Genomic DNA, 9680 nt, shown 5'->3' on the forward strand with positions numbered 1-9680 from the left:
TGGCCGGGCGCCAAATCACCTTAGAATCCGCCGTCGATTGTTGTTGACGCCACGGCAATGCAAGGTTCGCTCAGGCACCCATCCATGGTTCGAGAGGAACCGGATAGAAGCTTCCGTTATGCGGAAACCGCAGATGTGTCTGTTTTGTCGGGTCGGAAAGTTTCCGTGTGACCCGCGCCTCACCTGCGCCCCACCCGGCCCCGCCCTCAGCCCGCCCATACGATCGACTGCACCTCGCTGTAGGCGTGCAGCGCGTACGAGCCGACGTCCCGCCCCACCCCGGACCGCTTGAAGCCCCCGAACGGCGCCTCCATGTTCCGCCCGATCGTGTTCACGCCCACCCCACCCGCCCGCAGCCGCCGCGCGACCCGGAAGGCGCGCGCCGGATCCCCGGACCACACGTAGCTCAGCAGACCGAAGTCACTGTCGTTGGCCAGCGCCACCGCCTCGTCCTCGCCCCCGTCGAACGGCACGACCACCACCACCGGCCCGAAGATCTCCTCCCGCACCACGCGCATGTCGTTCGTGCAGTCCACGAGCAGGGTCGGGGCGACGTAGAAGCCGCGGCCGTCCCCCACCACCGGCCGCTCGCCCCCGTACGCGATCCGCGCGCCCTCCTTGCGGCCGAGCTCCACGTACGACTCGACCCGGTCCCGGTGCGCCGCCGAGATCACCGGGCCGACCACCGTGCCCCGCACCCCCGGATCGCCCACCTTCATGAACGCCAGATAGCCGGTGAGCTTCTCCACCAGCGCCCCGTACACCGACCGGTGCACGATCACCCGGGTCGGCGCCGTACAGATCTGGCCGCTGTAGAAGGAGAAGGTGGTGCCGATCCCCGCGACCGCCGCGTCGAGACCGGCGGCGTCGACATCGTCCATCACCACCGCCGCGCCCTTGCCGCCCAGCTCCATCAGCTGCCGCTTCATGGAGCGGCCGCACACCTCGGCGATGCGCTGCCCGACCCCCGTGGAGCCGGTGAACGACACCATGTCCACGTACGGGGAGTCCACCGCCGCCTCGCCCACCTCCACGGAGGCGCCCGAGACCACGTTGACGACGCCCGCCGGGACCCCCGCCTCGTGCAGCGCCTCGGCCATCTTGAACACCGACAGCGGATCCTGCGGGGCCGGCTTCACCACCACCGTGTTCCCCATCGCCAGCGCCGGGGCCACCTTGCCCGCCGGGTTCGCCCACGGGTTGTTGTACGAGGTGATGCACGTGACCACGCCGACCGGCTGGCGCACCTCCAGCGCGCCGAGCACGCTCGCCCCGCCCATCGGGCCGGCCTCGGTGACCTGCGGCGGGAGCCCCCGCTCCACCGGTTCCAGGGCGCCCTTCGCGTACCGCCGGAAACGGGCCGCCCCGACGCCCACCTGCATGCCGCGCGCGATGCCCGTCGGCGCGCCCGTCTCCGCCTGCGCGAGCGCCGCCCACGGCTCGTACTCCCGCTGGATGATGTCCGCGGCCCGGTCCAGGACCGCCGCGCGCGACTCGGGGCTCGCACGGGACCAGTCCTCGAAGGCGTCGGCCGCCGCGCGGGCCGCCTCCGCCACCTGGGCGCGCGTGGCCTCGGGGGCCAGGCCCACCACCGACTCGTCGGCGGGGTTGACCACCTCGTAGTGGCCGCCCGCGGGCTCCACCCACTCGCCGCCGATGTACAGCCGCTGCGGAGCGCTCATCGCGTGCTCACCGTCCTCGTGTCACGGCCCGAGCGCAGCACGGTGCCCGGGATCGCGCCGGTCACCTGGTCGTCGCGGATCGTCTCCACGCCGTTGACGCGTACGGACACGATCCCGACCGCCCGCGCGTCCAGCCGCGGGCTGTTCCCGGGCAGGTCGTGCACGAGCGTCGCCGGACCGGCCTCGATCCGCTCCGGGTCGAAGAGCACCAGGTCCGCGTGGTACCCCTCGGCGATCCGCCCGCGCCCACGCAGCCCGAACAACTTCGCCGGGTCGTCGGTGAGCATCCGTACCGCCTGCTCCAGCGGCACCAGCTTGCGGCCGCGCAGGCAGTCGCCGAGGAAGCGGGTCGTGTACGGGGCCCCGCACATCCGGTCCAGGTGGGCGCCGGCGTCGGAGCCGCCGAGCATGACGTCCTCGTGCTGCCAGGTCTCGGCGCGCAGGGCCCAGCTGGCCGGGTCGTTGTCGGTGGGCATCGGCCACAGGACCGTGCGCAGGTCGTCGTTGGCGCAGATCTCCACCAGGCAGTGGAAGGCGTCCAGGCCGCGTTCGGCCGCGATGTCATTGACGACCCGGCCCGACAGGCCCTCGTTCTCCTTGCTGTACGTGTCCCCTATGACGTAGCGGCCGAAGTTCGCGAGGCGCCGGAAGACCCCGGCCTCCTTGCTGTCGGCGCGGCGCAGCAGCTCGGCGCGTACGTCCGGGTCGCGCAGCCTGCCGATCCGTTCGGGGACGGGCAGGCCCAGGACCTCGCCCCAGCCGGGGATGAGGTTCAGCGCGCAGAAGGTGCCGAGGGACATGTTCATGGGCGTGAGGATCGGCATGGTCAGCGCGACGATCCGGCCACCGGCCTTGCGGGCCCGCTCGCTCGGTACGAGCTGGCGCGGGACCCGTTCCGGGACGGAGGCGTCGATGGTGAGGACGTTCCAGTTCAGGGGGCGTCCGGCGGCCGCGCTCATCTCCACGAAGAGGTCGATCTCCGCGTCGGAGAACTGGTCGAGGCAGCCCGCGACGATCGCCTCCAGCTGGGTGCCCTCGTGTTCGGCGACCGCGCGGGAGAGTGCGAGGAGTTCCGCCGGTTTCGCGTGCCGGGAGGCGACGGGGGCGCCGGAGCCGTCGGAGTGGGTGGAGGACTGGGTGGTGGACAGGCCCCAGGCCCCGGCGTCCATGGCGTCGTGGAAGAGGTCGAGCATCTGCCGCATCTGCTGCTCGGTGGGCTGCCCGCCGACGGCGTCCTCGCCCATGACGTGCCGGCGCAGCGCGCAGTGGCCGACCATGAACCCGGCGTTGACGGCGATCCGCCCCTCCAGCGCGTCGAGGTACTCGCCGAAGGTGGACCAGGTCCAGTCGACGCCCTCTTCGAGCGCGGCGAGGGCCATCCCCTCGACCTTGCTCATCATGCGGCGGGTGTAGTCGGCGTCGTCGGGGCGGGCCGGGTTGAGGGGGGCCAGGGTGAAGCCGCAGTTGCCGCCGGCGACGGTGGTGACGCCGTGGTTCATGGAGGGGGTGGCGTACGGGTCCCAGAACAGCTGGGCGTCGTAGTGCGTGTGCGGATCGATGAACCCGGGGGTCAGCACGAGCCCGGTGGCGTCCTCGCCGGTCCGGGCCGCCTCGGTGACGGTGCCGGGTTCGCCGATGACGACGATCCGCCCGTTCCGGATGCCGACGTCGCCGACGTGCGCGGGCGCGCCCGTTCCGTCGACGACAGTGGCTCCCTTGATCAGGTGGTCGAGCATGACGCTGAGGCTCCTTCGTCCGTGACGTGATCGCTGGCACGTCGGCACCGTTGGTCCGCGGGCGTAACCGGCCCCCCCGCCGGGGCGGTGCGGCGGGGGCGGGGGCGGAGGCGGGGCGGGGGGTGGCCCGGTCGGGCGGGCGGGGTCGGCAGGCCCGGTCAGGCGGCCTGGCGGAAGCGGGTCGTGCGGTGGACCGGGTCCGTGTCGATGTGCGGGATCACGTGTTCACCGATGAGCTTGATGCTCGTCATCGTGTCCTCGTAGGACACGCCGGTCGGCAGGCCGAAGGACAACTGGTCGGCGCCGGCCTGCTCCCAGCGCTTGCACTGGGCGCGCACCTCGGACGGGTCGCCGCAGATCAGCAGCTCCTCCGCGATCAGCAGCTCGATGATCTCCGCGTTGTACTCGGGCAGCGTCTCGGGCCACTGCGGGATGGCCTCGGGGCGCGGGAACGTGTCGTGGTAGCGGAAGACCAGCGACTGGAACCGGTTCATGTTCGCGTTGACGGCGATCTCCACGGCCTTGTCGTGGGTCTCGGCACAGATCGCGGTCGAGGTGACCATCACGTTGTCGTTGACGAAGGCGCCGATGGCCTTGGCCTCCTGGATGGCCGTCTTGTACTGCTCCAGCACCCACTCCATGTCGGAGACCTTCTGCACGCTGAAGCCGAGGACGCCGAGGCCCTTCTTGGCGGCCATCGCGTACGAGGACGGCGACCCGGCGGCGTACCACATGGCGGGGTGCGCCTTGCCGTACGGCTTGGGGAAGATCTTGCGCGGCGGGAGCGACCAGTGCTTGCCCTGGAACCCCTCGTATTCCTCCTGGAGGAACATCTTGGGGAACTCCGCGATGGTCTCCTCCCAGATCTCCTTGGTGTGGTTCATGTCGGTGATGCCGGGCAGGAACCCGAGGATCTCGTGGCTGCCCGCGCCGCGGCCGGTGCCGAACTCGAAGCGTCCCTTGGATAGGTGGTCGAGCATGGCGACCTTCTCGGCCACCTTGACCGGGTGGTTCACCGGGGCGAGGGGGTTGAAGATGCCGGAGCCGAGGTGGATGCGTTCGGTGGCGTGGGCGAGGTAGGCGAGGAACACCTCGTTCGCGGAGAGGTGCGAGTACTCCTCCAGGAAGTGGTGCTCGGAGGCCCAGGCGTACTTGAAGCCGGACTTGTCGGCCTGGATGACGTACTCGGTCTCCTCGATCAGCGCCTTGTGCTCTGCCTCGGGGTCGACCTTGGACCGCGCCTCAGGCACGTATCCCTGCACGAAGAGCCCGAATTCCAAGGGGTTCACCGTCCTTAGTTTTCTGACGTAGCGTCAGATTCGATGCAGCCGACTGTTCCACCGTGTGCCGGGAGCGTCAATACCTGACGCGCCATCAGGAAATGCGGTGGGCGCAGGGCTAGGGGAGGCTGACCCCGGCCATCCAGCCGCCGTCGATGACGAACGGCTGTCCGGTGATGTACGAGGAGTCCTCGCTGGTCAGGAAGAGCGCGAGCTTCGCGACCTCCTCCGGCCGGCCCACCCGGCCGAGCGGGACCACCCGCTTGTACAGGTCCGCCATCGCGTCCCTGGCCTCGTCGGTCATGCCTGCCGGGTCCAGCAGCCCCGGGTTGGCCATCGGGGTGTCCACGGCACCCGGGCACATCGCGTTGACCCGGACGTTCTTCGCCGCCAGTTCCAGCGCGGCGACGCGCGTCAGCCCCAGGACGGCCGCCTTGGTCGCCGCGTACGCACCCACGTACGCCATGCCCGTCAGGCCGGTGTAGGAGGAGGTGTTGACGATCGTCCCGCCACCGGCCGCCTCGATCTCGGGGGCGAGCGCCTTGATGCCGAGGAAGGCGCCGACCTGGTTGACCCGGACCACCTGCTCGAACTCCTCCAGCGGGGTCGCGGTCAGCTCGTTGAAGCGCAGGATGCCCGCGTTGTTGACCAGCCCGTCGATGCGGCCGAAGGCCTCCTTCGCGGCGGTGACGGCGGCCGCCCAGTCCTCCTCCCGGCCCACGTCCATCCGTACGTAGCGGGCCCGGTCCCGGCCGATCTCCTTGGCGACCGCCGCGCCCTGCTCGTCCAGTACGTCCCCGAGCAGCACCTTGGCCCCCTCGGCGGCGAACAGGCGGGCCTCCTGCTCGCCCTGGCCGCGCGCGGCGCCCGTGATCAGGACGACGCGTCCCTCCAGCTTGCCCATGCGGGTGCTCCTAGTCGTTGAGTGTCCTGGTCATCGGAGTTCCTAGTCGTTGAGGAGGGGGGCCACCTCGGCTCCGAACGCGGCGATCTGGTCGGTCAGTTCGGCACGGTCGCGGCTGCGGAAGCGGACCTGGATCTGGTCCACGCCGAGGGCCGCGTACTCCCGCAGGGACTCGGCGAGCCCCTCGGCCTTGCCCGTGAGGGTGCGCCGGCCGGTGGCCCAGGCGGGCTCGCCCACGTACAGCGCCTCGGTGATCGCGCCGAACTCGATGGGTTCGGTGATCCCGGCCGCCTCGCGGAGCTGCCGGATGCGGGCGATCCGGGCGGGGAGCTCGCCGCGCGGGTCGCCCTGCGGGAGCCAGCCGTCGCCGCGTACGGCGGTCCGGCGCACGGCGGCGGGCGAGGAGCCGCCGACCCACACGGGGATCCGCGCCTGGGCGGGCCGGGGCAACTGGCCGAGGTCCTTGAAGGAGAACCGTTCCCCCTCGAACTCCGGGAACTCCTCGGGGCCGAGGGCCGCGCGCAGGGCGTCCAGGGTCTCGTCGAGGACGGCACCGCGGCGCTCGAAGTCGACGCCGAGCGCCTCGAACTCCTCCGCCACGTGCCCGGCGCCGACCCCGAGGATCAGCCGGCCGCCCGAGAGGTGGTCGAGGGTGGCGTACTGCTTGGCGGTGAGCAGGGGGTGGCGCAGTCCGACGATCGCGATGTGGCTCAGCAGCCGCACGTGCTCGGTGATCCCGGCGAGGTAGGCCAGGGTGGCCACCGGGTCGTACCAAACGGTGCCCATGGGGCCGGCGAGGCGGCGCGGGACGGCCACGTGGTCGCAGGTGGCGAGGTAGCCGAACCCGGCCCGATCGGCGGCCCGGGCCACCTCGGCGAGGTCGGCGGCGGTGGCCGCGGCCTCCCAGGGCTCGGCGTACAGGGTGCTCTGCGACTGGATCGGGAGCTGCATCCCGTACGCCAGCCGGCCTTCCGTAAACACGCGCGCCATGCCGTGACCGCCTCGCTTTCGTGTGTGCCGTGCGTCCGCTGGTGGGCCGTACCGGGTGGGGCGTCGTCGTTGCCGACCCGCCTCGATTCGCCATACCGGCACGGGCATCGTCGTAGCTGACGGGTCGTCAGGCAAGGGGGCTGCCGGGGCCGATTCGGGTGGCGCACTTCGGGATGCATGACGCGACGCGCTACTCCGCGTTCCTGCAGAACCTGCTGATGTCCGTCCTGTTCCTCTCGCTGTACACAGCCCGGCGGGGGCGGCGCGGGCAGTCGATGGTCATCGCCGCCGCGAAGTGGCTGGGGACACTGGCACCGACCGTGCTGTTCGGGGTGATCGAGGACGCCCCGTTCATCCTCGGGCTGGGGGTGCTGTGCTCCGTGTTCGACCTGGCGTACATCGCGCTGCTGGCCAGGGACCCGGCGGCGGACGGTGACGGCTGACGGGGGCTTCGGGGGGCGGTGTCCCCTGCCCCGGTATCGGGGAAGTGCTGCGGGTTTCCCGTCAGTCCACTGTCCTTTCGTGTCGTGTCGGCCCGTCAAGGGCGCTCGCTGCGCTCGCGTCGCTTCGTTGATGGCCTTCGGCCACCCTTGACCGACCGCCCCGCCCCGAAAAGCCAAAGACCGCCGGGAAACCCCCGAAGAACGGCCGGGCCGTTCGGGTTCACGACCCAGCCCCACCGGCGATCGAGGCGCGGGGTCCGGGGCGGAGCCTCAGGGAGCTCCGAGCGCAGCGAGGGGGCCTAGCCGCGGCGCCGCAGATCGCTACGCGCTCCTGCGGGACGGCGTCCGCGGGCCGTCAGCCCGGCTTGCGTGCCCTGGCGTCGAAGCCGCCGGCACCGGCTGGGGTCGGCGGGCCCGAAAAGCAGGTGCGGCCGGCCACCCCGCGGCCTAGCGTGAGGCGGTGAGCAGCGACTATCCATTCGCCGACGGGCACAACCTCGTCTGGGACCTGACCGGTTTCAGTCCCGACGAGGAGATGGTCGAGTCCGCCACCCTGACCCGGGACCAGTTCCTCGCCGTCCGGCACCTGTTCGTGCTGGGCGACGATCCCTGGATGGTGGCGGGTGAGTACCGTGTGGCACCGGGCCTCTGGCCCCACCTGCGGCAGGCCGTCCCGGGGCTCGGCTTCCAGCGCGATGCGGACTACTACCTCGGCGCCCGTCAGGCCCTGCCTGACGGGCGCTTTTGGCGTCCCGCGGTGGGTGTGACCGCCCCGGGGCCGATTCCGCCGCCGTAAGTGCGGGCAGGGCGGGGCCGGATGTGACAGAACGGTGTCATTGCCGTCATCCGGGGCGCGGGTGACGATGGGGGCATGCCCACGAACCGCCGCGTCGTCATCGCGGTCTTCCCCGACGTCGACCTGCTCGACGTCACCGGCCCGGCCGAGGTGTTCGCACTGGCCAACCGGGAGACCGGGGGGCGGGCGGGGTACCTGGTGGAGCTCGCGGCGCCGTCGGCGGGTGTGGTCGCCACGTCGGCGGGGGTGCGGCTGGTCGCGGACCTCGCGTTCGGCGACGTGGACGGGGTGCTGGACACGCTGCTGGTGCCCGGCGCCGTGGATCTGCACCCGGACGGGCCGGTCGCCCGGATCGACCGGGAGGTGGTGGCGTGGCTGGAGACGGTCGCGCCCCTCGCCCGGCGGGTGGCGTCGGTGTGCGTGGGCGCGCACCTGCTGGCCGCGGCCGGCTTGCTGGACGGGAAGACGGCCACCACCCACTGGTCGACCGCCGCCCAACTGGCCGCCGACCATCCGGCGGTGACGGTCGACCCGGACCCGATCTTCGTCCGGTCCGGCAACGTGTGGACCGGGGCCGGGATCAGCGCCTGCATGGATCTCGCGCTGGCGCTGGTGGCCGACGACCTGGGGGAGGAGGTGGCGCTGGCGGTGGCGCGGCAGCTGGTCATGTACCTCAAGCGGCAGGGCGGCCAGAGCCAGTTCTCGGTCCCGCTCAGCCGGCCGGCGGCCTCCCGCAGGGACATCGACGAGCTGCGGATGTACATCGCCGAGCACTTGGACGGCGATCTGTCCGCCGCGGCCCTCGCGGCGCGGATGTGCCTGAGCGAGCGGCACTTCGCGCGGGTGTTCCGCCAGGAGACCGGCACGACCGCCGCCGCGTACGTCGAGGCCGCCCGGGTGGAGGCGGCGCGTCGGCTGCTGGAGAGCACCGACCGGCCGCTCGATCAAGTGGCCGCCGCCTGCGGGCTCGGTTCGGTGGAGACGCTCCACCGCGCGCTGCGCAAGCAGATCGGCACCACTCCGGCGGCGTACCGCCGCCGTTTCCGCGTCTCTTCCTGACGGATCTCACTGACCCAAGGAGCTTTGCCATGTCCGCTTCCGCGACCCTGCGCGATGTGATCGGCCTCGACAACGAGCTGCCCCGCCTCGCCGACAGCACCCTCATCATGATCGACTACCAGAACACCTACCGCACCGGCGTGATGGCCCTCGAAGGCGCCGAGCGGGCGCTCGCGGCCGGGGCCCGGCTGCTGGGGGCGGCGCGGGCCGCCGGGATCCCCGTCATCCACATCGTCAACGACGGCGGCGAGGGCACGCCGTACGACATCCGCGCGGAGATCGGCGCGATCAGCGACGAGGTCGCGCCGGTCGCCGGTGAGCCGGTGGTGGTCAAGCAGTTCCCGAACGCCTTCCACGACACCGGGCTGGAGAAGGCCCTGCACGAGGTGGGCGCGGGCAAGGAGCTGGTGCTGGCGGGCTTCATGACGCACATGTGCGTCACCTTCACGGCCGAGGGCGCCTTCTACCGCGGCTACCGGCCCACCGTCGTCGCCGAAGCCACGGCCACCCGCGCGCTGACCGGTCCGGACGGCGTCGTGGTGCCCGCCGCCGCCCTCCAGGCGGGCGCCCTGACCACCATCGGGGACCTGTTCGGCGTCGTCGCCCCGACGGTCGCGGACCTCGCCGGCTAGCGCGCGGTCAGGAGCGGGCGGAGGGGGCCCGCGCCCAGGCGGGTGGTGAGGGCCGGGCCGTGGCGTCGGACGATGGTGGCCGCCGTGGCGGCGACGAGGGCGCCGACGAGGAAGCCGGCGAGTACGTCGTGCGGGTAGTGCACGCCCACCCAGACCCT

At 71.9% G+C, this 9680-nt stretch carries 10 protein-coding genes; 4 read left to right on the top strand and 6 right to left on the bottom strand.

Annotated features, from left to right (window positions below; all coding sequences use genetic code 11):
- Positions 1 to 206: 206 nt before the first annotated feature.
- The 5 genes from ACWGH1_RS11575 to ACWGH1_RS11595 form a co-directional block, all read right to left on the bottom strand.
- Positions 207 to 1682 carry an aldehyde dehydrogenase family protein gene (locus ACWGH1_RS11575; protein ID WP_453353728.1) on the bottom strand — a complete coding sequence of 492 codons (1476 nt, stop codon included), beginning with the start codon at positions 1680 to 1682 and terminating at the stop codon, positions 207 to 209.
- Positions 1679 to 3418, bottom strand: coding sequence for an N-acyl-D-amino-acid deacylase family protein (locus ACWGH1_RS11580; protein ID WP_453353727.1), 1740 nt, complete (start codon positions 3416 to 3418; stop codon positions 1679 to 1681). Before ACWGH1_RS11580 ends, ACWGH1_RS11575 begins: the two co-directional genes overlap by 4 nt.
- Before the next feature lie 158 nt (positions 3419 to 3576).
- Complete coding sequence (locus ACWGH1_RS11585; RefSeq protein WP_453353732.1) at positions 3577 to 4698, bottom strand: LLM class flavin-dependent oxidoreductase; 1122 nt, start codon at positions 4696 to 4698, stop codon at positions 3577 to 3579.
- A gap of 118 nt (positions 4699 to 4816) precedes the next feature.
- Positions 4817 to 5602: an SDR family NAD(P)-dependent oxidoreductase gene (locus ACWGH1_RS11590; RefSeq protein ID WP_453353726.1), complete on the bottom strand. Its 786-nt coding sequence runs from the start codon at positions 5600 to 5602 to the stop codon at positions 4817 to 4819.
- A 42-nt stretch (positions 5603 to 5644) separates the two neighbouring features.
- Positions 5645 to 6592 (bottom strand): TIGR03619 family F420-dependent LLM class oxidoreductase, encoded by a 948-nt coding sequence (locus ACWGH1_RS11595; RefSeq protein ID WP_453353725.1) that lies wholly within the window; start codon positions 6590 to 6592, stop codon positions 5645 to 5647.
- A 173-nt stretch (positions 6593 to 6765) separates the two neighbouring features.
- Between ACWGH1_RS11595 and ACWGH1_RS11600 the strand changes: the two genes are divergently transcribed.
- From ACWGH1_RS11600 to ACWGH1_RS11615, 4 genes are all read left to right on the top strand, one after another.
- The gene (locus ACWGH1_RS11600) at positions 6766 to 7035 is read left to right on the top strand and encodes a hypothetical protein (protein ID WP_453353724.1); all 270 of its coding nucleotides are present in this window, start codon (positions 6766 to 6768) and stop codon (positions 7033 to 7035) included.
- A gap of 460 nt (positions 7036 to 7495) precedes the next feature.
- On the top strand, positions 7496 to 7831 hold the full coding sequence (locus ACWGH1_RS11605) for a hypothetical protein (RefSeq protein WP_453408639.1): 336 nt from the start codon (positions 7496 to 7498) through the stop codon (positions 7829 to 7831).
- A 75-nt stretch (positions 7832 to 7906) separates the two neighbouring features.
- Complete coding sequence (locus tag ACWGH1_RS11610; RefSeq protein ID WP_453408640.1) at positions 7907 to 8890, top strand: GlxA family transcriptional regulator; 984 nt, start codon at positions 7907 to 7909, stop codon at positions 8888 to 8890.
- A 29-nt stretch (positions 8891 to 8919) separates the two neighbouring features.
- Positions 8920 to 9522: an isochorismatase family protein gene (locus tag ACWGH1_RS11615; protein ID WP_453352943.1), complete on the top strand. Its 603-nt coding sequence runs from the start codon at positions 8920 to 8922 to the stop codon at positions 9520 to 9522.
- Here the strand turns inward: ACWGH1_RS11615 and ACWGH1_RS11620 are convergent.
- A complete protein-coding gene (locus ACWGH1_RS11620; protein ID WP_453408641.1) occupies positions 9519 to 9671 on the bottom strand; it encodes a hypothetical protein in 153 nt (50 codons plus the stop codon). The two genes, ACWGH1_RS11615 and ACWGH1_RS11620, sit on opposite strands and share 4 nt — an antisense overlap.
- Positions 9672 to 9680: the final 9 nt, after the last annotated feature.

The organism is Streptomyces sp. NPDC054883 (genome assembly GCF_053610645.1).